This is a genomic window from Oscillibacter sp. PEA192 (assembly GCF_003574015.1).
GTDB classification, from domain to species: domain Bacteria; phylum Bacillota; class Clostridia; order Oscillospirales; family Oscillospiraceae; genus Oscillibacter; species Oscillibacter welbionis.
In genome coordinates this window covers 3,162,493-3,184,248 of record NZ_AP018532.1, presented here as the reverse complement: position 1 = coordinate 3,184,248, position 21,756 = coordinate 3,162,493, and the positions used below count along the sequence as shown (strand labels likewise).

The 21,756-nt window shown below is 63.3% G+C and carries 14 protein-coding genes; 10 read left to right on the top strand and 4 right to left on the bottom strand.

Annotation, left to right across the window (positions count from 1 at the left end):
* The first annotated feature begins 88 nt into the window (after positions 1 to 88).
* Positions 89 to 1,942 carry a peptidoglycan DD-metalloendopeptidase family protein gene (locus tag DN611_RS15765; protein WP_119311815.1) on the top strand — a complete coding sequence of 618 codons (1,854 nt, stop codon included), beginning with the start codon at positions 89 to 91 and terminating at the stop codon, positions 1,940 to 1,942.
* A 62-nt stretch (positions 1,943 to 2,004) separates the two neighbouring features.
* Here DN611_RS15765 and DN611_RS15760 read toward each other — a convergent pair whose 3' ends face one another.
* A complete protein-coding gene (locus DN611_RS15760) occupies positions 2,005 to 3,039 on the bottom strand; it encodes a LacI family DNA-binding transcriptional regulator (RefSeq protein ID WP_025544829.1) in 1,035 nt (344 codons plus the stop codon).
* 198 nt (positions 3,040 to 3,237) lie between these two features.
* On the opposite strand from DN611_RS15760, the gene DN611_RS15755 reads away from it, so the two are divergent.
* From DN611_RS15755 to ppk1, 5 genes are all read left to right on the top strand, one after another.
* The gene (locus DN611_RS15755) at positions 3,238 to 4,260 is read left to right on the top strand and encodes a LacI family DNA-binding transcriptional regulator (protein WP_021750785.1); all 1,023 of its coding nucleotides are present in this window, start codon (positions 3,238 to 3,240) and stop codon (positions 4,258 to 4,260) included.
* A complete protein-coding gene (locus DN611_RS15750) occupies positions 4,257 to 5,306 on the top strand; it encodes an endonuclease/exonuclease/phosphatase family protein (protein ID WP_119311814.1) in 1,050 nt (349 codons plus the stop codon). Before DN611_RS15755 ends, DN611_RS15750 begins: the two co-directional genes overlap by 4 nt.
* 390 nt (positions 5,307 to 5,696) lie before the next feature.
* Positions 5,697 to 6,788: a tyrosine-type recombinase/integrase gene (locus DN611_RS15745; RefSeq protein ID WP_158629762.1), complete on the top strand. Its 1,092-nt coding sequence runs from the start codon at positions 5,697 to 5,699 to the stop codon at positions 6,786 to 6,788.
* A gap of 115 nt (positions 6,789 to 6,903) precedes the next feature.
* Positions 6,904 to 7,809 (top strand): Ppx/GppA phosphatase family protein, encoded by a 906-nt coding sequence (locus tag DN611_RS15740; protein ID WP_021750780.1) that lies wholly within the window; start codon positions 6,904 to 6,906, stop codon positions 7,807 to 7,809.
* The gene (ppk1, locus tag DN611_RS15735; protein ID WP_160117455.1) at positions 7,779 to 9,881 is read left to right on the top strand and encodes a polyphosphate kinase 1; all 2,103 of its coding nucleotides are present in this window, start codon (positions 7,779 to 7,781) and stop codon (positions 9,879 to 9,881) included. Before DN611_RS15740 ends, ppk1 begins: the two co-directional genes overlap by 31 nt.
* A 62-nt stretch (positions 9,882 to 9,943) precedes the next feature.
* On the opposite strand, the gene DN611_RS15730 is transcribed toward ppk1, so the two are convergent.
* Complete coding sequence (locus DN611_RS15730; protein WP_025544391.1) at positions 9,944 to 10,708, bottom strand: IclR family transcriptional regulator; 765 nt, start codon at positions 10,706 to 10,708, stop codon at positions 9,944 to 9,946.
* Positions 10,709 to 11,131: 423 nt separating this feature from the next.
* Here DN611_RS15730 and DN611_RS15725 point away from each other — a divergent pair, with 423 nt between their 5' ends.
* From DN611_RS15725 to nifJ, 3 genes are all read left to right on the top strand, one after another.
* Complete coding sequence (locus tag DN611_RS15725) at positions 11,132 to 12,559, top strand: alanine/glycine:cation symporter family protein (protein WP_119311811.1); 1,428 nt, start codon at positions 11,132 to 11,134, stop codon at positions 12,557 to 12,559.
* Between the two features lie 89 nt (positions 12,560 to 12,648).
* The gene (locus tag DN611_RS15720; RefSeq protein WP_119311810.1) at positions 12,649 to 13,830 is read left to right on the top strand and encodes a pyridoxal phosphate-dependent aminotransferase; all 1,182 of its coding nucleotides are present in this window, start codon (positions 12,649 to 12,651) and stop codon (positions 13,828 to 13,830) included.
* A gap of 96 nt (positions 13,831 to 13,926) precedes the next feature.
* Complete coding sequence (nifJ, locus tag DN611_RS15715; RefSeq protein ID WP_119311809.1) at positions 13,927 to 17,451, top strand: pyruvate:ferredoxin (flavodoxin) oxidoreductase; 3,525 nt, start codon at positions 13,927 to 13,929, stop codon at positions 17,449 to 17,451.
* Between the two features lie 285 nt (positions 17,452 to 17,736).
* Here nifJ and megL read toward each other — a convergent pair whose 3' ends face one another.
* Positions 17,737 to 18,930 carry a methionine gamma-lyase gene (megL, locus tag DN611_RS15710; RefSeq protein ID WP_021750393.1) on the bottom strand — a complete coding sequence of 398 codons (1,194 nt, stop codon included), beginning with the start codon at positions 18,928 to 18,930 and terminating at the stop codon, positions 17,737 to 17,739.
* 353 nt (positions 18,931 to 19,283) lie between these two features.
* Between megL and DN611_RS15705 the strand changes: the two genes are divergently transcribed.
* Complete coding sequence (locus DN611_RS15705) at positions 19,284 to 20,234, top strand: LysR family transcriptional regulator (protein WP_021750391.1); 951 nt, start codon at positions 19,284 to 19,286, stop codon at positions 20,232 to 20,234.
* Between the two features lie 63 nt (positions 20,235 to 20,297).
* Here the strand turns inward: DN611_RS15705 and DN611_RS15700 are convergent, their stop codons facing one another.
* Positions 20,298 to 21,725, bottom strand: coding sequence for a Na+/H+ antiporter NhaC family protein (locus tag DN611_RS15700; RefSeq protein ID WP_021750390.1), 1,428 nt, complete (start codon positions 21,723 to 21,725; stop codon positions 20,298 to 20,300).
* Positions 21,726 to 21,756 lie beyond the last annotated feature (31 nt).

Here is a 21,756-nt window from a genome sequence, read left to right as displayed (position 1 = left end):
ATTTTAGACTTGACTGGAAGCGAGAAATGGCGTATGATTACAAACGGTAACAAATTGTAACTATTTCGCTGGATTTTACGGAGACGATATGAGCGAACATATTCAGAAAAGCGATCATGCCGCCCGGCAGTCCCGCCGCGGCGGCAAGCGTCTGGCTGCCGGACAGGCGGAGCGGGAGAGGAAGTGTCCGCCCACGCCCCCGGAGGTGCAGCCGGAGCCCGTATCCGCACCGACGGCGGTGAAGCCCTTGATCCCCGAGTGGGGAGAGGAGCCCGCTGGTCCGTCCCGACGGACAGAGCCCCGGCGCCGGAGGCTGCGGCAGGCTGTGCAGTCCTGGCAGGACACGGAGGGGGAGATCAGCCCTGTGGTGACCGGCTGCCAGGCGCTGGCGGAAAAGGCCAAGAATACCCGCCGCCACTGGCGGCGTCTGGTACGGGAGAAAAAGGCAAAGCGGTTCCCGGAGTCTGAGCGGCTTCCTGTGCAGTTGCTTCTGCTGGCCTGGGGAATGCTGCCCACTCTGGGGGGGCTGCTGGGCGAACGGATCCGCGCCAGCCGGAAGCAGCGGCGTGAGCGGGTCTCTGCCCTGCGGGCCAAGCTGGGGCACCGCTGGCGCCTGCATCCAGCGATGCTGCTGTGCGGCGGCTGCGTGGCTGCTGCCATCGGGTTGTTCTTCTCCGTCTACACCTTCGGGACGACGGTTTTGTACGACGGCGAGGTGATTGCCGCTGTGGGCTCCCAATCCGCAGCGGAGGAGGCCGCGTCGGACCTGGAGGCGGTCACCGCCCGGACGCTGGGGGAGAGCTACACCATCGACGACTCCCTACTGCAGTATTCCTCCGGCCTGCTGCTGCGGCAGGACGTGGTAGACGAGACGACGCTGGAGGAGGACCTGTCCCAGCAGATCGGTCTGGTCACCCAGGCGTACAGTCTGTATGTGGACGGTGAGCTGGTGGGCGCGACCCCCTATGAGGGCGCACTGGAGGAGCTGCTGAGCCAGCTCCAGAGCAGCACCGCGGACGAGAACACCATCTCCTGCGAATTTGCGGAGGATGTGGAGATCAAGCAGGAGTACGTGCCCACGGAAAAGGTGATGAACCTGGGGTATCTGGCGGAGCTGCTGTACAGCACGAAGACCGCTGAGACCACATACACCGTGAAGGCGGGTGACACCTGGTCCGAGATCGCGGAGGATCACGGAATGACCTCCAAGGAACTGCTGGCGCTGAACCCCGGCTACAACATCGACAAGATCCAGATCGGCGAGGTGCTGACGCTGTCGGAGGCCGTCCCCTATCTTACAGTGACAGTGAAGCAGCGGGAATACTACGTGGAAGACGTCATGTATGATGTGGAGTACACGGACTCTGCCTATCTGTACAAGGGCGACTATCAGGTGACTTCCCCCGGTGAGTACGGCGCCGCCGACGTGGTGGCCAACGTCACCTATGTCAACGGTGTGGAGACGGAGCGGACGATCCTCTCCTCTGTCACCCTGAAGGAGCCCGTGACGGAGCAGCGGCTCCAGGGCACGAAGGAGCGGCCCACCTGGCTGCCCACCGGCACGTTCCGGTGGCCCATCAGCGGCCGGATCACCTCCCGCTTCGGCGGACGGTCCTCTCCCGGCGGCATTGGCTCCACCAACCATCAGGGCATCGATATTGCCGGGCCGTACGGCACGCCGGTCTACGCGGCGGACGGCGGCACAGTCACCTACTCCGGCTGGATGGGCGGCTACGGCTACCTGGTGGAGATCAACCACGGCAACGGCTATGTGACCCGGTACGGTCACAACAGCAGCCTGACGGTCTCCGTGGGCGACCACGTCTACAAGGGCCAGCAGATCGCACGGGTGGGCTCCACCGGCAACTCCACCGGCAATCACTGCCACTTCGAGGTCCGTTACAACGGCGTGGCCCGCAACCCGCTGAACTATCTTCCCTGAGCAGTATAAGCGAGCCCCCGGCTGAAAAGCCGGGGGCTTGTTTTGTTCGGATGCCCGGGCCGCTAGACCGCGGTCCTCTGCTGCGGAGAGCAGCAGGTGCTGCGCTCTACCAGCCGGGGGGCGATCAGCTTGTGGGTGACCTCCCCCGGCCCGCCGGAGTCGATCAGCTCCAGCAGCAGCCGCACAGCGCTCTCTGCCAGGGCCCCGGTGGGCTGGGCCAGAGTGCTGAGGCGGATTTTCGGCAGGGAGGCGTATTCGATATCGTCATAGCCCAGCAGGGAGATCCGGCCGGGAATGTCCAGTCCCAGCTCGTCTGCCGCCTGGAGGACACCCAGGGCCATGGCGTCGGAGGGAGCGAAGACCGCCGTCTGCGGGAAGGGGCGGGCGAACACCTGCCTGGCCAGCCGGTAGCCGTTGGGGGCGGAGGAGACGGCGCCGGGGTTGAAGACGGTCTCCACCTCCATGCCCCGCTCCCTGGCGATGGTGAGAAAGCCCTGGTGCCGGAGCACATGGGTGACGCTGTCCCGCCGGGGGCCCAGATACAGCACCCGCCGGTGCCCCAGCCGGGAGAGGTATCCGGCCGCCATGGCGCCGCCTACATAGTTGTCGGTGCTGACAGCGTTGATCCGCTGGAGCGTAGCGGTCGGGGACACATCCCCCAGCAGCACGGAGGGCGTCCCCCGTGCGTGGCGCCGCAGCAGATCGGGCGCGGCGCTGCTGGCACTGACCAGCAGAATGCCGTCCACCCGGTGACTTACCAGAAAGTCGAACAGGGCGGCGGTTTCGCTGCCCCCTACCCGGCCGCAGCACAACATGATCTGGTAGTCCTGTTCCTGGGCGTAGCGCTCCAGGTGCAGCACGATGGAGGCGTGAAAAGGGCCGGAGAGCTCCGGCAGAATGACGCCCAGCACACGGGTCCGGCTGGAGACTAGGCTCCGAGCCAGCAGGTTGGAGCGGTAGCCCTGTTCCCGGCACACCTGGAGCACGCGCTCCCGGGTCTGGGAGTTGATCTCCGGCGCATTGTTCAGCGCCCGGGAAACGGTGGTGACGGAGACCCCGGCCAGCCGGGCAATGTCCCTGATGGTCATGCGGGCCATAAAAGTCCTCCTTCTGCTGTGCAGCTTTTTTCATAGAAGCATTATACCAGAATGCCGTTCCGGAAGATACTGGAGAAAATATATTAAAAACCCACAAAAACATGGTAAAACAGACGAAGAAACTTGACAGTTTCCCTGCCGGAATGGTATCTTAAAGGTGCTATTGGAAACGTTTGCACAAATAGGAGGGAGAACGGGATGCGGCGGACGACCATTAAGGACGTGGCAGCGCTGGCCGGGGTCAGCCCGGCCACTGTGTCCCGGACTCTGGACGACCGCCCGGAGATCAGCGCAGAGACCAAGGAACGGGTCCGGGCCGCCTGTGCCCAGCTGGGATACGTGCCCAACGCCGCCGCCAAGGGGCTCACGGGGCAGGCCACCCACACTCTGGGGGTAGTGGTGCCGGACGTGTCCAACCCCTACTTCACGGGCATCGCCACTGCCATTGAGGAGACGGCAGCGGAAAACGGGTACCGGGTGCTGTTGAGCAACTCCCTCCAGGAGGAGGGACGGGAGCTTCGAGCCATCGAGAACTTTCTGGCCCGGCAGATCGACGGCGTGCTGATCTCGCCCCTGTCCCGGGAGAGCCAGGCCAAGCACGCCGACCTGCTGGAGGGCACCCCCTGCGTGTACCTGGGCGTGAACCACGGGGAGAAGTGCAGCTATGTGATGGCGGACAATGAGGCGGGGGCGGCCATCGCCGTCCGGTATCTGCTGCAGCTGGGCCACCGGGACCTGGTGTTTTTGGGTGGGCGTGCGGACTCTCTCACCCGTGTGCAGCGGGTGCGGGGCTTTCGCCGGGCGCTGAGAGAGCACGGGCTCTCCGGCCGGGTGCTGCCCGCGCCGCCGGACACCCGGGAACTGCGCCAGTGGGCCTATGAACAGGCGTTGGCACTGTTCGGGGAGCGGACGCTGCCCCACGCCGTGCTGGCATTTTCAGACCTGACCGCCCTCAGAATTTTGGAGGCGGCGGAAGAGCGGGGGATCCGGGTGCCGGAGGACCTGTCCCTGGTGGGGTATGACAACGTCTCCTACGCCGCCATTCCCCGTATCCATCTGACCACTGTTTCGCAGCATAAATTTCAGCAGGGACGCATCGCCGTGGAGCGGCTGCTGTGCCAGATTCAGGGGGACCGGCGGCCGACAGCGGACCTGCTCCAGCCGGAGCTGGTGGTCCGCTCCACCTGCGCCCCCAGAACACAAGGAGGAAGGACACTATGAAGGGTATCCCCAATACGGAGCGCCAGCGCCTGGGTGCGCTGCTGGACCACGAGACGCAGGAGACGGTGATGGCCATGATCCCCCAGTTTTCGGAGACGGAGATCGGCGCACCGGTGCCGGCCCCGGCGGAGGTGCCGGAGGAGCTGGGCCTGCTGGTGTTCAATATGGAGCGGGGCGTCCACCTGGAGGAGCTGGGCGACTTTCTTCAGGACTGCCCGGGCGTCCGGCCCCTGGATGTGGTGCTGGCCAATGAGCTGGATGATGGCTGCGTCCGCTCTGGCGGCCGGAACACCGCGCGGGAGCTGGCGGAGCGGTTCGGCTGGAACTACGCCTACGGCCTGGAGTTCATCGAGCTGGTGAATGGGGAGGACCCCAAGGGCTTCCACGGAAATGCGGTGTTCTCCCGCTGGCCCATCCGGCGGGCGTGGACCCTGCGGCTGCCGGAGCAGTACAACTGGTACTTCGACCGCCAGCGCCGGATCGGCGGGCGGTGCGCGGTGCTGGCGGAGCTGGATGTGGGCGGCAGGCCTCTGGGCGTGGCCTCCATCCACCTGGAGAACCGCACCCATGGCGAGGGACGGCGGCTCCAGCTGGAGGCGGTGCTCCGTGCGGCGGAGAAACTGCTTCCCGGCATTCCGGTAGTGCTGGGGGGAGATCTGAACACCAACACCTTTGATGGCCGGGACAAGGACGCCATCCGGGAGATCGCGGGGAGTCCGGCACTCCAGCGCCGCTGTCTGGAAGACGTGGCGCAGTATGAGGCTGCCCTGACGGCGGCGGAGGCCATGGGCTACCGGGCAGTGCCGGAGACGCCCATTTTAACCCGGCGCAAGCCCCTGCCGGGCGGCGGATGCCTGGGCCTGCGGCTGGACTGGCTGCTGCTGCGGGGGATGACACCCACCAAGAGCCGCACCCTTTCTACCCGGACGGCGGACTGTGGCTTTGCCCGGCCGGACTCCGCCCTGGCCCGCTTTGCGGGGGAGGAGCTCTCGGACCACAACGCGGTGTGGGCCGCCTGCCGGATGGGAGTGAAGGACGCGAAGTGAATCGGCTCTTGGAGAGCGGCTGCCGCAGGCAGCCGCTTTTTTGTCCCGCAGGCCGTGAAAAAGCCTGCGGCAGAAGGGGCATTCGCCCCGGCCCTACATGAATAGAGGGCCGGAGCGGGCCCGGAAATTTACAATAATTGTGTTTTGTCTGACCGAATATGGGTATCCTATTGGACAGCGTGAGTTGTTTATGATAAAAGGGCATAAAACTTCATGGGCAGTGGGGCGCCGCGAAAATCAGCTGCGCCGGCGGCGCATGAAGTTTTCGCGCATGTGGGCTGTCCCGGTCCGTGCGCTGAAATTTCAGGCCGCGCCGTGGTCGGCGGCACACGGCCCTTTTGCGATGCGCCTGCATCGCAAAACGAGAGAGAAAGAGAGAGGAATGCACCCATGCCCAGAAAGACGATCCAGAAGAATCTTGCATACGACACGGAGCGGCAGCTGTATTACGCGGTGTTCCGGCAGGACGGACGGCGCTATACCCGCACCTACCGCACCAGGGAGGAGGCCCAGGCCGCGCTGGAGGGGAACTCCTGTGCCGACCGGCGCCTGCCGGGGAAGGACTGCACACTGGGGGAGTGGCTGACCTTCTGGCTGGAGGAGGTGGTGGCCCGGGACCGGGCGGAGAGCACGCTGTACGCCTACCGCAACATGGCACGCTGTCATGTGCTGCCTGCCCTGGGAAGGATCCCTCTGGCGGAGCTGACGCCCCTGCGTATCCAGGGCTATCTCTATGAGAAGATGAACCAGGGCCTGTCCCCCAACACGGTCATCAAGCACTATGTGATGCTGACCACGGCCCTGGGCATGGCGGTGCGGCTGGAGATGCTGGAACGCAGCCCCATGGACCGGGTGACGCCGCCCAAGAAGAAGGAGGCCCGCTTCAGCTTTTACTCCCCGGAGCAGCTGCAGCTGCTGTTCTCCGCCGTGTCCGGCACGATGATGGAGCTGCCGGTGAAGCTGGCGGCCTATCTGGGCCTGCGGCGCAGCGAGATCTGCGGCCTGCGGTGGGAGAATGTGGACCTGGAGGCGGGGCTGCTCTCCATCCGGGAGGTGCGCACAGAGGTGGGCGGCAGCGTGGTGCTGAAGTCCCCCAAGACCCGCACCTCCGCCCGGCGGCTGGGCATCACCGGGCTCCAGGACCTGCAGCAGGTGCTGCGGCGGGCGTGGGAGAGGCGGCGCAGCGACGACCCGAAGGAGTGGGTGGTGCTGCGGCAGGACGGGGCGCCCCCCAAGCCGGACCAGCTGACCCGGGACCTGCTGACGGTGGTGCGGCGGCAGGGGCTGCCCAAGATCTCCCTCCACGGCCTGCGGCACAGCTTTGCCTCGGTGGCCAACAGCCAGGGCGTGCCCATGTTCGATATCTCCCGCACCCTGGGGCACAGCTCCATGACCGTCACCAGCAACATCTACACCCACCTTTTTGACGACACGGAGGCCCAGGCCCTGGCCGCTGTGGCCAGAGCCATCGAAAAAGCCTGAATTTTACCGGCATTTTACAGCACCGCGCTTTTGAATTTCATCTGCCTCTGTCAATCTGATAAACGTGAAACGCCGCATCCCAGTGGGGAGCGCGGGAAGAAGGAGCGTCATACCCATGAAATTCGCCATTGTGGACCTGGGGTCCAACACCATCCGACTGTCCGTCTACAACACCCTGCCGGAGGGCGGATTCGACCTGCTGTTTTCCGAAAAGGAGATGGCGGGACTGGTCAGCTACGTCCACGGAGGGGTGCTCTCTCCGGAGGGAATCCAGCGGGCCTGCGGGGCCATCCGGGACTTTCAGGCGCTGCTGCGGCAGTTTGATCTGGACGCCCCCCACGTATTTGCCACCGCCTCCCTGCGGAACATCCGCAACACGGAGGAGGCAGTGGAGCAGATTCGGGCGGCCACCGGCGTGGGGGTGGATGTGATCTCCGGCGAGCTGGAGGCCAGACTGGGCTATTACGGCGCCCGGACGGCCACGGACTTGCAGGACGGCGCCATGTTCGACATTGGCGGCGGCAGCGCAGAGGTCCTGGAGGTCCGGGCCGGGGAGGTCAAAAAGGCCCAGAGCCTGCCCATCGGATCCCTGGAGCTGTTCAATCGCTGCGTGGACGGCCTGTGGCCCAAGAAAAAGGAGCTGGAGCGGATCCGCAGCACCGTGGCCGCGGCCCTGAAGGAGGCCCGGCTGCCGGCGCACCGGGCGGAACGGGTCTGCGGCGTGGGCGGCACGGCCCGGGCGGCGCTGAAAATCGCCAATGACTGGTATGAAAAGCCGGCGGGAAACCGCATCCTGACGCCTGCGGAGGTCCGCCGGCTGACAAAGCTGCTGTTGAAGCGGGACCACCAGGCGCGGAAGCAGATCCTGCGGCACTGCCCGGACCGGGTGCACACGATTCTGCCGGGCATCGTGCTGATGGATGCACTGACAGAGGCGCTGTGCGGAGGAGAGCTGTATATCAGTCCCTACGGCGTCAGGGAGGGATATCTGTGTCACAAGCTGCTGAACGCTGGGACCTGAGTTACACCCAGAACCGGGAACTCAGTTGGCTGGCCTTTGACCAGCGGGTGCTGGAGGAGGCGGCGGACCCCTCTGTGCCGCTGATGGAGCGTCTGCGCTTTCTCTCCATCTTCACCAGCAACCTGGACGAGTTCTTCATGGTGCGGGTGGGAAGCCTGACGGACCTAGCCCTAGTGGCCCCGAACGCCCGGGAAAACAAGGGCGGGTTCTCCCCGGCGGAACAGCTGCGGCGGATCTATGCCGCCGTGGTGCCGCTGGTCCGGCAGCGGGACCAGGTATACCGGGAGCTGATAGAGGCCCTGGCGGAACATGGGGTGGCGGATATCCCCTACAAGGAGCTGAAAAACGGTGAGCGGGAGTATGTGCGGGCCTGGTACCGGGAGGCCATGCGCCCGTTGCTGATGCCCCAGATCATCGACCCCAGCCACCCCTTTCCCCACCTGAAGAACAAGACCCTGTATGCCGCCGCCCTGCTGCGGGAGGGAGACAAGCGGCGGCTGGGCATCGTGGGGGTGCCGGATGTGGTGCCGCCCATCCTGCCTCTGCCGGCCCGGCCCGGCGCCTTCGTGCGGACGGAGGACATTCTGGCCCACCACCTGCGGAAGATCTTCAAGATCTATCAGATCGAGGAGCAGGCGGTGGTGTCCGTCACCCGGAACGCAGACATCAGCTATGATGAGGCTATGGACCAGGAGGACCTGGACCTGCGCGCCCAGATGACCAAGCTGCTGCGCCAGCGGGAGCGGCTGGCCCCGGTGCGGCTGGAGATGCAGGGGGAGGCCCCGGCTCTGCAGGCCATGCTGCTCCGGCGGCTGAGGCTGACGGCGGAGCAGAGCTATGTGTGCACCTGCCCGCTGGTTCTGAAATACGCCTACCAGCTGGACAGTCTGGACAGCGCCCTCTTTTACCCACCCCATGCGCCGGCATATCCCGCCTGGCTGGACCGGGAGGTGCCCATGTGGGAGCAGATCCGCCAGCGGGACGTGCTGCTGTTCTATCCCTACCACTCCATGCAGCCGTTTCTGGACCTGCTGCGCCAGAGCGCCGCGGACCCGGCGGTGGTGTCCATTCAGATGACCATTTACCGGGTGGCGGGGAAGTCCGCCGTCATCAAGCACCTGTGCGCCGCGGCGGAGAACGGCAAGGCCGTGACGGTGCTGGTGGAGCTGCGGGCCCGCTTTGACGAGGGCAACAACATCACCTGGGCCCGGGAGCTGGAGGAGGCCGGGTGCCGGGTGATCTACGGACCCGCCGGCTATAAGTGCCACGGCAAGATCTGCCTCATCACCCGAAAGGAGAAGACGGGGCTCAGCTATGTGACTCAGATCGGCACGGGCAATTACAACGAAAAGACCGCGGCGCTGTACACAGACTTCTCCCTGTTGACGGCGGATCGGACCATTGCCGCCGACGGCGTGGCCTTTTTCCAGAATATGCTGATCGGCGATTTGCGGGGCAGCTACGGCAAGCTGCTGGTGGCGCCGGTGTCCCTGAAGCAGACGCTGTTACGGCTCATCGACGGGGAGATCGCCCGGGGCGACCGGGGGCGGATCATCCTGAAGACCAACGCCGTCACGGAGCGGGAGCTGATCGACAAGCTGGCGGAGGCATCCCAGGCAGGAGTGCGGGTGGACCTGATCGTCCGGGGCATCTGCTGCCTGGTGCCCGGCGTGCCAGGCAAGACGGACCATATCACCGTGACCAGCATCGTGGGGGAGTTTCTGGAGCACTCCCGCATCTACTGCTTCGGGGAGGGTGCCCTGCGGCAGATGTACTTATCCTCTGCGGACATCATGACCCGAAATCAGGAGCGGCGGGTGGAGATCGCCTGCCCGGTGGAGAGCCGGGAGGTGCAGGACTTCCTCTCGGACTATCTGGCCCGGCTTCTGGGAGACAATGTGAAGGCCCGGCGGATGCTGCCGGACGGGGGCTTTGTCCGGGCGGAGCAGGCCGGCGCGGTGCCGGTTTCCGTCCAGCAGTTCTATCTGGACCATCCTCCCCAGATGCGGGCCACGGAGCGGGGAAAGGGCCGCGGCTGGAGACTGCCGGAGCTGTTCCGGAAGCGGAAGTAAAAAACAGCAGGAGCGGGAGCCCTTATGGGGTCCCGCTCCTGACAGCTGGAAAACAGATCGCGTCACGGCCGCCCGCCCATCAGGCGGGAGATGTTGGCGGCAGTGGCCTTCACGGCACGAGTCATCACGTCCAGCTCTTCTTTCATACGGAAGGTGGGACCGGCGATGCTGACCGCCGCCACCACCGTCTGGTCCAGACCGAAGATGGGGGCGCCCACGCAGATCAGGCCGGGTTCGATCTCCCCGTCGTCAATGGCGAAGCCGTTGATCCGGGCCTGGGCCAGCTGCTCCCGCAGCAGGTCCGGGGAGAAGACGGTGCGGTCCGTCAGCCGCTGCATCTGGGGCAGGTCCCGGCAGTAGGCGTCCACATAATCGGGATCGTGAAAGGCCAGCATGATCTTGCCGCCGCTGGTGGCGTGGGCCGGGGCTCGGGTGCCCACTTTCGTGTTGCACACCACGGAGCGGAAGGTCTCCACTTTGTCCAGATAAAAGATCTCCCGGTCCAGCATCACGCTGAGGTTGATGGTCTCCTTCACAGTGGCGGACAGCTTTTCCAGCTCCGGCCGGGCGGTACTGCGCAGATCGGAGTGGCTGAGGACGGTGCTGGAGAGCAGCAGGAGGCGTGGCCCCACCCGGTAGCTCTTGCGGACGGGATCCTGGACCAGATAACCCCGGTCCGTGAGGGTGGAGAGCTGGCGGTGGACAGTGGTGGTGGGCAGATCCAGCTGTGCCACCAGGCGCTTCAACGTCCATTCCGTCTCGTTATCCATGAAGCACTCCAAAATCTCCAGGGCGCGGAGGATGCTGGATACCTGTTCTTTTGCCATAAATCGGCCGCTCCTTTTTGGCGATATCATAGAAACATTCTGCCTTGACAAATGTTTGTCTATATAATATCATAAATCATAAGGAAAGAAAACAGGATCCGTAATTTTCCGTGGAAATGCTTCGTGTCGGGCCGCAGTTGCGGCTTTGGTTTTTGACACAATTTTGGAAAATGATCCCGTTCTACGGAAAAGCTGCCGCTTTTTTGGATACATGTCCAGAAAAGACCGGTAGCTTTGACAATTCTACCCAAAGGAATCCGCTTCCACCATACGGAATTATTGGAAATCAGGCAAGTTATGCGGCTGGCCGCATATCGAATATAGGAGGAAAGGAGGAGCCGGGGAAGCCGCGGGGAAAGACTTCCCGACAGATGATTCAGCCAATCGAAAATGGAGCGCATGAAGTTATTTGGGAGGTAGAATATGTTTATCATCGACATCATGATGGCGATTTCCAACTGGCTGTGGGGATGGCCGCTTCTGATCCTGACATCCGCAGTCGCTGTGTACCTGTCCGTCCGCTTTAAGTTCTTCCAATTCACCAGGTTCGGACACGCCATGAAGAACACGTTCGGCAAGATCTTCGACAAGGGCGACGGCGAGGGCGATATTTCCCCGTTCCAGGCCTGCTGCACGGCGCTGGCCTCCACGCTTGGCGTGGGGAACATCGCCGGTGTATCGGTGGCCATCGCCACCGGCGGCCCTGGCGCCGTATTCTGGATGTGGGCCGTGGCCCTCATGGGCTTCATCGTGAAGTTTTCCGAGATCACCCTGGGCATGGCCTACCGGGAGCGGGATCCTGAGACCGGCAGATGGCACGGTGGCTTCTATTGGTATGTGCGCCGGGGGCTGGGCAAGAGCTGGAAGTGGCTGGGCATTTTCTGGGCTGTGATCCTGGGCTGCGCCATGGTGTTTGCGCCCGCCGTGCAGGCCAACTCTGTGGTGGAGGCGATTCGGGTCTCCTTTGACGTTCCCGGCTGGATCGTGGGCGTGATCTTTGCCGTCATCATGGCCGTTGTGCTGGTGGGCGGCATCAAGAGTATCTCCTCCTTTGCGGAGAAGGTGGTCCCCCTGATGGCGCTGGCCTATGTGATCGGCAGCATCTTTATTCTGGTAAAGTTCGGCAGCAACATCCCGCACGTCTTTGCGATGATTTTTGAGTACGCCTTTACGCCTATGGCTGCCACCGGCGGCTTTGCCGGCTCCACCGTGATGCTGGCCATCCGTTGGGGCCTGGCCCGCGGCGTGTACTCCAATGAGGCCGGCACCGGCATGGCGCCGCTGGCCCACTCCTCCTCTTCCGCCAACCATCCGGTGAAGCAGGGCCTGTGGGGCATCAGCGAGGTGTTCGTGGACACCATCATCGTCTGCACCATGACCGCTCTGGTGGTCCTGTGCACCGGCGTGTGGACCGAGGGCGGCACCGGCGCGGCCCTGACCGCCACTGCTTTCGGCGCCGGTTTCGGCAACGCCATCGCTGGCACGGTGTTCGTGGTGGCCATCATCACCTTCTTCGCCTTCACCACCGCGCTGGTCAATGTGTACTACGGTGAGATCTGCATGACCGTCCTGGGCGGCAAGAAGTTCATTCTGCCCTACCGGCTCCTGGGCTGCGCCTTCGCCATCATCGGCTCTGTGGGCGCCCTCAGTGTGCTGTGGAATCTCTTCGACTTCTTCTTCGGTGTGTGCGCCGTGTGTAACCTGGTGGTCTGCTTCCTGATGCGCAAGCAGATCGGCGCACTGATCAACGATTACCTGACCCGGCTGAAGTCCGGCAAGTGGGAGCCCACCAGTGAGGCGGCGGCCAACGCCATCCCGGAGCTGTGGGTGAACGACAAGGCTGCGAAGTAAGGAACTGCCTGCTGCGCATTCGGCGTGCCCGCTTTCGGAACGGGTGCGCCGGGTGCGCGTGAGAAGATGATCAAAAGGAGATGTTACCAATGGAACAGGAACTGCGCATTTCCCAGCGGGCGAAGCAGTATCCAGCGTCCGGCATCCGAAAGATGTTTGATCTGGCGGCCCAGTACCCGGAGGCGATTAAGCTGACGGTGGGCGAACCCAACTTCGACACGCCCCAGTACATCAAGGACGCGGCGAAGAGAGCCCTGGACGAGGGGCAGACCCATTACGCGCCCAACGCCGGCACCACAGAGCTGCGGGAGGCGGTGGCCGCCAAGTACCGGAAGCAGTACTGGGAGGGCTATACCAAAGACCACGTCATCATCACCGTGGGGGCCATGGAGGGCTTGTTCCTGGCCATGATGACGCTGCTGGACCCGGGCGATGAAATCCTGGTGCCGGATCCCTGCTTCCCCAACTACTACGGGCAGGCCAGCAGCATCGGCGCCAGAGCGGTGCCCGTCCCCACGTATGAGGAATATGATTACCGGATCCAAGCGGCGGATATCGAAAAGGCCGTCACACCCCGGACCCGGGCGATCCTGCTGAACTCCCCCTGCAATCCCACCGGCGCGGTGCTGACGAAGGAGGACATCCTGGCCATCGCCAAGGTGGCGAAGACCCATGACCTGTGGGTGCTGACAGACGAGCCCTATGACGCCATCGTATACGACGGCATCCAGCCGTACAGCATGGCCCAGGTGCCCGAGATGCAGGACCGCGTGATGGTGCTGAACAGCTTCTCCAAGTCCTATGCCATGACCGGCTGGCGGATCGGCTATCTGGTAGCGCCGGAGCCGGGGTACATCAAGAAAATGGCGCAGCTGCAGGAGGGGGTGGCCTCCTGTGTGTCCACCTTCATCCAGGCGGCGGCGGTGGAGGCCCTGAAGAGCACGGCGTGCGTGGACCAGATGGTGGCGGACTACACCCGCCGCCGGGACATTCTGGTGGACGGACTCAACGCTATCCCCGGCATCACCTGCAAGAAGTCCGCGGGCAGCTTCTACGCCTTCCCCAACATTAAGGCATTCGGCAAGACCTCCCAAGCGTTTGCGGAGGAGCTGCTGGAGAACGCAGGAGTGGTGACGGTGCCCGGCTCCGCCTTCGGTGACATGGGCGAGGGCTATCTGCGGCTGGTATTCGCCAACTCCGACGAAAACCTGAAGGAGGCGGTGCGCAGGATCGCCGACTATGTGGCCCGGGCCTATCCCGGTATAAAGTAAGCTCCCTGGAGTGCCGTCCGCTGCCCCGGAGCGGGCAGCGGACGGTGTTGAGGCAATGAGAACAGACCAAGTGAGATCGAAAGGAAAACAGGAGACATGGCTAAGAAAAAACTAGTAGTAATGGATGGCAACACCGCCGCGGCGTACGCGTCCTACGCGTTCACAGAGGTGGCGGCCATCTTCCCCATCACGCCATCTTCCGTGATGGCGGAGAAGGTGGACGAGTGGTCCGCCAAGGGGAGGACCAACATCTTCGGAAAACCCGTGGAGGTCATTGAGATGCAGTCCGAGGCGGGGGCCGCAGGCACCTGCCACGGCTCCCTGCAGGCCGGCGCTCTGACCACCACCTACACGGCCTCTCAGGGCCTGCTGCTGATGATCCCGCCTATGTACAAGATCGGCGGCGAGTTCCTGCCCGGCGTGTTCCACATCTCCTGCCGGACTGTCAGTGCCCACGCCCTGTCCATCTTCGGCGATCACTCCGACGTGATGACCTGCCGAATGACCGGCTTCGGTATGCTGATGTCCTCCTCCCCCCAGGAGGCCATGGACCTGGGCGCGGTGGCCCACCTGTCCGCCATCGGCGGCCGGTATGCCTTCATGCACTGCTTCGACGGCTTCCGCACCTCCCACGAGATGCAGCGGATCGAGGCGCTGGACTATGACGACCTGGCCAAGCTGGTGGACTATGACCAGCTGGCGGCGTTCCGCAAGAACGGCCTGAACCCGGAGCACCCCTCCACCCGGGGCACGACGGTGAATCCGGACGTGTTCTTCCAGTGCAAGGAGGGCGCCAACGAGAAGATCGCCACGATCCCCGGCGTGGTCCAGCACTACATGGATGAGATCAACAAGCTCACCGGCCGGGATTACAAGCTGTTCAACTACTACGGCGCGCCCGATGCGGAGGAAGTCATCGTCATCATGTGCTCCGGTGCGGAGACGGTGAAGGACACGGTGGACTATCTGAACAGGAAGGGCCGCAAGGTGGGCATGGTGCAGGTGCACCTGTACCGCCCCTTCTCCATCCGGCATTTTGTGGATGCGATCCCCGCCACCTGCAAGAAGATCGCCGTGCTGGACCGGACGAAGGAGTCCGGCTCCGTGGGTGAGCCGCTGTATCTGGATGTGCAGAGCGCCCTGCAGCAGGCGGGGCGGAAGGACATCGTGGTGGTGGGCGGTCGGTACGGCCTGGCCTCCAAGGACACCACGCCCGGCCAGATCGTGGCGGTGTACGACAACCTGGCCAAGGAGGAGCCCAAGAACAGTTTCACCATCGGCATCGAGGACGACGTGACCTTCACCTCCTTGCCTTATGAGGAGATCGCCCTGGACTATCCCGGACAGGTATCCTGCAAGATCTGGGGCCTGGGCGGCGACGGCACGGTGGGCGCCAACAAGAACGCCATCACCACCATCGGCCTGGCGGCAGACAAGTACGCCCAGGCGTATTTCTCCTACGATTCCATGAAGTCCGGCGGTCTGACCCAGAGCCACCTGCGGTTCGGCGACCAGCCCATTCACGCCACGTATCTGGTATCCGCGGCGGACTTCGTGGGCGTCCACGCACCCACCTATGTGGACAAATATGACACCACCGCGGACCTCAAGGACGGCGGCACATACCTGCTGAACTGCCCCTGGAGCGCGGAGGAGCTGGAGGAGCGGCTGCCCGCCAAGATGAAGCGGGACCTGGCCAACAAGCACGCCAACTTCTACATCATGGACGCCACGAAGCTGGCTCGGGACCTGGGCCTGGGCAACCGGATCAACACGATTCTCCAGGCGGCCTTCTTCCAGCTGACCAAGGTGATCCCCATCGACCTGGCGGTGGAGGAGATGAAGCAGGGCAACTACAACTCCTACTTCAAAAAGGGCGGCCAGGAGATCGTGGACCTGAACAACCGGGCTGTGGACGTGGGTCTGACCGGCATGACGAAGGTGGAGGTCCCCGCCGCCTGGGCGGACGCCAAGGACGGCGCGCCGGAGGAGCTGAAGGGCACGGACTTCGTCAAGGAGATCGTGGTGCCCATGGACCGCCAGCACGGCGACAAGCTGCCGGTGTCCCTGTTCAAGAGGCACAACTGCCTGGACGGCACCTGGGAGAATGGCACCACCGCATACTCCAAGCGGGGCGTGGCTGTCACGGTGCCCCAGTGGAATCCCGACGTGTGCATCCAGTGCAACCGCTGTGCCATGGCGTGTCCCCACGCGGCCATCCGGCCCGTGCTGCTGACGGAGGAGGAGAAGGCCGGTGCGCCGGAATCCTTCGTCACCGTGCCCGCCAAGGGCCTGGGCAAGGACGCCCCTGCCTATTCCTTCCGGATGCAGGTCTCTCCCTACGACTGCCTGGGCTGCGGCGTGTGCCTGACCGCCTGCCCGGCCAAGGGGGCGCTGGAGATGGTGCCCTTCGAGACCCAGAGGGAGCAGCAGCCCAACTTCGACAACTACGCGATGAACGAGAAGCTGCTCAAGAAGGACATTATCAGCGACAAGAGCGTGAAGACGGCCCAGTTCGCCAAGCCCTACTTCCAGTTCTCCGCCGCCTGCGCGGGCTGCGCGGAGACCACCTACATCAAGCTGGTGACCCAGCTGTTCGGCAGCCGCATGTACGTGGCCAACGCCTCCGGCTGCTCCTCCGCCTACGGCGGTGCCATGCCCATGACGCCCTACTCCTGCGACAGCCGGGGCTTTGGACCCTGCTGGGAGCAGTCCCTGTTCGAAGACAACGCGGAGTTCGCCTACGGCTTCCTGCGGGCCCACGGGTCCATCCATGGGGAGGTGGAGCTGCGGCTGAAAGCCCTGAAGGAAAAGGGGGTGGCCGTATCTGAGATCGGGGAGTATCTTGCCAAGTGGCAGGACCCGGCCGTCACCCGGGAGGTGTCCGACGCGCTGATCGCCGCCCTGGAGAAGGCGGAGCCCACGGAGGAGGGCGCCTTTGTCCTGCAGAACAAGGAGTATCTGACCAAGAAGAGCGTGTGGGCCTTCGGTGGCGACGGCTGGGCCTACGACATCGGCTTCGGCGGCATTGACCACGTGCTGGCCCAGAACCGGGACATCAACATGCTGGTGATGGATACGGAGGTGTACTCCAACACCGGCGGACAGTCCTCCAAGGCGACGCCCACTGCGGCAGTGGCCAAGTTCGCCGCCGGCGGCAAGGAGGTCAAGAAAAAGGACCTGGGCGCCATCGCCATGAGCTACGGCTACATCTACGTGGCCCAGGTGGCCATGGGCTACGACCAAGCCCAGACCCTGAAGGCCATCCGGGAGGCAGAGTCCTATCCCGGCCCGGCCATCGTCATCGCTTACTGCCCCTGCCTGGAGCACGGTATCAAGGCGGGCATGAGCTGCACGCAGGAGGAGATGAAGAAGGCGGTGGAGTGCGGCTACTGGCATCTGTACCGGTATGATCCCCGCCGGATCGCGGAGGGGAAGAACCCCTTCCAGCTGGATTCTCCCGCGCCCGACAGCGGCAAGATGATGGACTATCTGAAGGGCGAGAACCGCTATGCCTCCCTGCAGATCAACTTCCCGGACCGGGCCCAGCGCCTGTACGAGAAGACCGTCCAGGACGCCAAGGACCGCTACGCCAAGTATCGCAAAATGGCTGAGGACTGAGCATTCCCCCCCGCTTACCTCTCTGAACCAAACAGGAAAAAGCGCCGTGCGCATGTGCGCACGGCGCTTTTTCCTGCTCAAGGGCCGCCCGCCGCGGGAGGAGAGATACACAACAGGCGGCAGGTACAGAAGCACAAAAAGGCCCGGCGGAGAAGCCGGGCCTTTTTGGCCGCCTCCGGCAGGGTGGGGAAAGACCGGGACGGCGAAAAGGAGGTACGCGGATCCGCGGGAAAGCGGGGCTGCTCCCAATGTAGGAGAGGAGGAGCGGCCCCGCAGCGGGATCAATTACAGCGTATCCAAAACCGTCTTGAAATCGTCGATGATATCCTCGGGATCCTCCAGCCCCACACTGATGCGGACCAAGCCCTCGGAGATGCCGGCGGCTGCCAGCTCTTCGGCAGAGTAGGTGGAGTGGGTCATGGTGGCGGGATGCTCCACCAGAGTTTCCGCATCGCCCAGAGACACGGCGATGGTGCACAGCTGCAGCTTGTTCAGCGCGGCGGCAACAGCGGCGCGGTCGGCCTTCAGCTCGATGGAGATCATGCCGCCGGGCAGCTTCATCTGCTTGGCCGCGATCTCGTGACCGGGGAAGGTGTCCAGGCCGGGATAATAGACCTTGGCCACCGCGGGATGGCTGGTGAAGAACGCCGCCACCTTCTGGGCGTTGGCGCAGTGGCGCTCCATGCGGATGTCCAGGGTCTTCAGGCCCCGGGCCATCAAGAACGCATCAAAGGGACTCAGGACGGCGCCGGTCATATCCTTCAGGCCGAACATCCGGCACTGGGAGATGAAGTCCGCCTTGCCCACCACGATGCCTGCGATCACGTCGCCGTGGCCGTTGAGGTACTTGGTGGCGCTGTGAACCACCACGTCCGCGCCCAGCTCCAGAGGACGCTGCAGGTACGGTGTGCAGAAGGTGTTGTCCACGATCACCCGGATGTCGGGGTTGAAGGCATGGGCCGTCTTGGCGATCAGCTCGATGTCCAGCAGCTTCAGCGTGGGGTTGCAGGGGGTCTCGAAGTACACCACCCGGGTCTTGTCGGTGAGGTTCTTCTTCAGGTTCTCAATGTCGGACAGGTCCGTCAGGGTGACCTTCACGCCGAACTTGGTCATGCCATGGTTCAGCAGCGCGTATGTACAGCCGTACAGCGTCTCATCCGCCACGATCTCGTCCCCGGCCACCACAGAGGTCCACAGAGCGGAGGAGATGGCGCCCATGCCGGAGGCCGCGGCCATGGCGGCCTCGCCGCCCTCCAGGGAGGCCAGCTTCTCCTCAACAGCGCCCAGAGTGGGGTTGCCCAGACGGGTGTAGATATATCCGCCCTCCTCGCCGGCGAACCGGGCGCCGCCCTGCTGGACGGTGGAGAATGCGAAGGTGGAGGTCTGATAGATGGGGGCGCACAAGGAGCCCGCCGCGTTTTCCATGTGGCCGGCGTGGATCTGACGCGTGGCAAAACCGAACTTTTTCTCCGTGTTCATACAGTCGATCTTCCTTTCTTCACCGGCCCCTCCGGAGACGCTCCGCAGGGGCAAAATTGACTGGTATTCAAATTTTCGCTATCAGAGAGACTCTGACGCGGCTGCGGGGATAGAGAGAAGAGAGGGGGAAAATCTGTGCATCCATCGAAAAACGCAGGTGATATTAAACAGAAAACTTCTCAAATAACTGATATATTTTGTTTGGTTCTACTTATAGAATAGCACAAAGGGCGCAAAGCTGTTAATATGCGTTTTGCGGGATGCGTTGACAGTTTTTTTGATAACGATTTGACAACCAGCTCAAAATGCCTATAATAGAAAAGTGAGATCGAAAGGGGAAGAGGAGGCTTTCTATGACGTTTCAGCAGCTTGAGTACATCGTGGAGATCTCCAAATGCGGCTCCATCAACAAGGCGGCCCAGAAGCTGTTCCTGTCCCAGTCGGGGATTTCCACGGCGGTGCGGGAGCTTGAGAACGAACTGGGCATTCGGGTGCTGGCCCGCAGCAACCGGGGCGTGGAGTTCACGCCGGAGGGCAAGGAGTTTCTCAGCTACGCCGTCTCCCTGCTGGAGCAGAAGCGCGGGATCGAGAGCCTGTATGGTGAGGCACGCAACGCCGCGGCTCCGGTGCGCTTTTCCGTTTCCTGCCAGCGGTATCCCTTTGCAGTGGACGCGTTTTTGAGGCTGCTCCGAATCGCCGGTGAAAACCGCTTCCGATTTGGCCTCCGGGAGACAGGGATGGACGGTGTGATTGACGACGTCTATGACCACCGGGCGGACGTGGGCGTCATCTGCCTGACGGATCTGACGGAGAAGATTATCTGCCGGCTGCTGGACGCCCGGGAGCTGGAATTCCACGAACTGGCCGCCGTCTGCCCCTGTATCTATGTTCGCGGGGGGCATCCGCTGGCTGGCCGCTCCAGCGTAACGGAGGAGGAACTGGACGGATATCCGTATGTGGCGTTTGAGCACGACCAAGGCGTGGCGTCGGACTTTTTCGAGGAGTACCCCATGGTCTCTCTGAAAAAGCCGGCAAAGTGCATCAGCGTGAACAACCGGGCCACGGCGATGTACGTGCTGGCGTCCACCGATGCGTTCACCTCCGGCAGCGGCCTGCTGTCGGAGGGGCTGGCGGACGGAAGCGTAGTCACGATCCCGCTGCTGGGGAAGACCTCGGTCCACCTGGGCTGGATCCACATCCGCAGCAGCCGGCCCTCTCCGCTGACGGAGCAGTTCGTCCGCCTGCTGGAGGAGGCGCTGGCGGATTCCATCGCCTTCACCAGGCGGCTTCAGGAGGGGACCTGACAGAGGAGAAAAAGACCGGGCGCCTCAGGGCGCCCGGTCTTATTTTAGCAAGAGACACGCAGGTCAGATGGGCGTCTGCGCGGACTCCTGCCGCTCCAGCTCCAGAGAAGCCTTCTTGGCAGCCACGCCGGACTCCGCCACATCGTACTCCCAGTTCCAGGGGTCCTTGCGGCAGATGCCGTCGGCGAAGGGAATGAAAATGGAGAGGATGCCCACGGCGGCCAGAATCCAGCAGTACCACATATAGGGCAGGATGTCTATGGGGTTCATGGTCACGCCGTATATCGTGGTGAGGCTGGCGGCAGTCAGCAGCTGGGCGCCCCAGGGGATCATGCCCTGAAGCACACAGGAGAACACGTCCAGCAGAGAGGCGGTGCGGCGGGGATCCACTTTGTGGATACGGCTCATGTTTTTGGCCATGGGGCCGCTGACAATGATGGCCACCGTATTGTTGGCAGTGGCACAGTCTGCCAGGGACACCAGAGCCGCGACACCCACCTGGGCGGACTTGTTGCCCTTCATCATGCGGCCCAGCTTTTCGATCAGCCAAGTGATGCCGCCGTTGTGGGCGATCATCTCAGACATGCCGCCGCAGAACAGGGACAGGAAGAAGACCTCGTTCATGCCGGTGAAACCGTTCCAGATGCTTTGGGCAAAGAGGGGGATATCCAGATCGCCAAGGGCCAGGCCGATGATGCCGGCGGCGAAGATGCCGATGGTCAGCACCAGGAACACATTCATGCCGATCAGCGCCAGTACCAGCACGGCGAGGTAGGGAATGACCTTGATGACGTTGAAAGACAGATTTCCCATCTCCGTCACGGTCTCAGGCCGGCCTACGACCAGCAGCACGATAATGGTGATGATAGCCGCCGGCAGGGCAATGAGGAAGTTCACCCGGAACTTGTCCCGGAGCTGGCAGCCCTGGGTGCGGGTGGCGGCAATGGTGGTGTCGGAGATCATAGAGAGGTTGTCGCCGAACATGGCGCCGCCCACGCAGGCGCCCAGAAACAGGGGAAGGCTCAACCCGCCCTTTTCCGCCACGCCCACAGCGATAGGAACAATGGCGCTGATGGTGCCCATGGAGGTGCCGGTGGCGGTGCCCATGAACGCGGAGATCACGAACACGCCGGCGGCCAGGAAGTGCACGGGAATGACGCTGAGACCCAGATTCACGGTGGCGTCCACGCCGCCCATGGCACTGGCCACAGTGGAGAAGGCGCCGGCCAGGATGTAGATCATCAGCATGGTCAGGACGTTCTCGTTGGCGGCGCCCTTGGCGAAGACTGTGAATTTCTGATCGATGGTGCCCTTGCCCTGGCAGAAGGCCAGCAGCAGGGCGATGAACATGGCTGTGACAGAGGGGAACTGGTAGAAGGCCATCTCTACACCCTGTGCCTGGAAGTACAGGCCAGCGCCTAGATAGATGACAATAAATAGCAGGAACGGGAGCAACGCGGAACCTTTGCCTTTTTTCTCCAGAGTTTCCATATACGTACCTCCTTATGTGCTCTTTCCTCTT

What these genes read in the sequence shown, in the direction of transcription:
- DN611_RS15750 (WP_119311814.1), top strand. Translation starts at nt 4,257, where the DNA reads ATGAAGGGTATCCCCAATACGGAGCGCCAGCGCCTGGGTGCGCTGCTG.
- DN611_RS15725 (WP_119311811.1), top strand. Translation starts at nt 11,132, where the DNA reads ATGTTTATCATCGACATCATGATGGCGATTTCCAACTGGCTGTGGGGA.
- DN611_RS15745 (WP_158629762.1), top strand. Translation starts at nt 5,697, where the DNA reads ATGCCCAGAAAGACGATCCAGAAGAATCTTGCATACGACACGGAGCGG.
- DN611_RS15740 (WP_021750780.1), top strand. Translation starts at nt 6,904, where the DNA reads ATGAAATTCGCCATTGTGGACCTGGGGTCCAACACCATCCGACTGTCC.
- nifJ (WP_119311809.1), top strand. Translation starts at nt 13,927, where the DNA reads ATGGCTAAGAAAAAACTAGTAGTAATGGATGGCAACACCGCCGCGGCG.
- DN611_RS15730 (WP_025544391.1), bottom strand. Translation starts at nt 10,708, where the DNA reads ATGGCAAAAGAACAGGTATCCAGCATCCTCCGCGCCCTGGAGATTTTG.
- DN611_RS15720 (WP_119311810.1), top strand. Translation starts at nt 12,649, where the DNA reads ATGGAACAGGAACTGCGCATTTCCCAGCGGGCGAAGCAGTATCCAGCG.
- DN611_RS15705 (WP_021750391.1), top strand. Translation starts at nt 19,284, where the DNA reads ATGACGTTTCAGCAGCTTGAGTACATCGTGGAGATCTCCAAATGCGGC.
- DN611_RS15760 (WP_025544829.1), bottom strand. Translation starts at nt 3,039, where the DNA reads ATGGCCCGCATGACCATCAGGGACATTGCCCGGCTGGCCGGGGTCTCC.
- megL (WP_021750393.1), bottom strand. Translation starts at nt 18,930, where the DNA reads ATGAACACGGAGAAAAAGTTCGGTTTTGCCACGCGTCAGATCCACGCC.
- DN611_RS15700 (WP_021750390.1), bottom strand. Translation starts at nt 21,725, where the DNA reads ATGGAAACTCTGGAGAAAAAAGGCAAAGGTTCCGCGTTGCTCCCGTTC.
- DN611_RS15755 (WP_021750785.1), top strand. Translation starts at nt 3,238, where the DNA reads ATGCGGCGGACGACCATTAAGGACGTGGCAGCGCTGGCCGGGGTCAGC.
- DN611_RS15765 (WP_119311815.1), top strand. Translation starts at nt 89, where the DNA reads ATGAGCGAACATATTCAGAAAAGCGATCATGCCGCCCGGCAGTCCCGC.